This window comes from Halomonas sp. ND22Bw, from assembly GCF_003011945.1.
Classification (GTDB): Bacteria; Pseudomonadota; Gammaproteobacteria; order Pseudomonadales; family Halomonadaceae; genus Halomonas; species Halomonas halophila.
This window is the reverse complement of record NZ_PXWD01000329.1, coordinates 1-367: the sequence shown is the minus strand read 5'-3', so window position 1 is coordinate 367 and position 367 is coordinate 1. Positions and strand designations below refer to the sequence as shown.

The following is a 367-nucleotide window of genomic DNA, read 5'->3' as shown; positions in this document are numbered from 1 at the left end:
ACAAGGCCGAGGACCGCCAGAAGTTCCGCGACGCCATGGACAAGCTGGGCCTGGAATCGCCCCGCTCCAAGGCCGCCCATTCGATGGAAGAGGCGCTGGAGGGGCTGGAGTTCGTCGGCCTGCCCGCCGTGATCCGCCCGTCCTTCACCCTGGCCGGCACCGGCGGCGGCATCGCCTATAATCGCGAAGAGTTCGACGAGATCGTCGCGCGCGGTCTGGACCTGTCGCCGACCACCGAGGTCCTGATCGAAGAGTCGGTTCTGGGCTGGAAGGAATACGAGATGGAGGTCGTCCGCGACACGGCGGACAACTGCATCATCATCTGCTCCATCGAGAACGTCGATCCGATGGGCGTCCATACGGGCGA

Annotated in this window: 1 pseudogene; it reads left to right on the top strand. The window is 65.1% G+C overall.

From position 1 onward, the window contains the following. Nucleotides 1-367, top strand: a pseudogene (gene carB, locus CVH10_RS18300) (carbamoyl phosphate synthase large subunit); the annotation flags it as partial.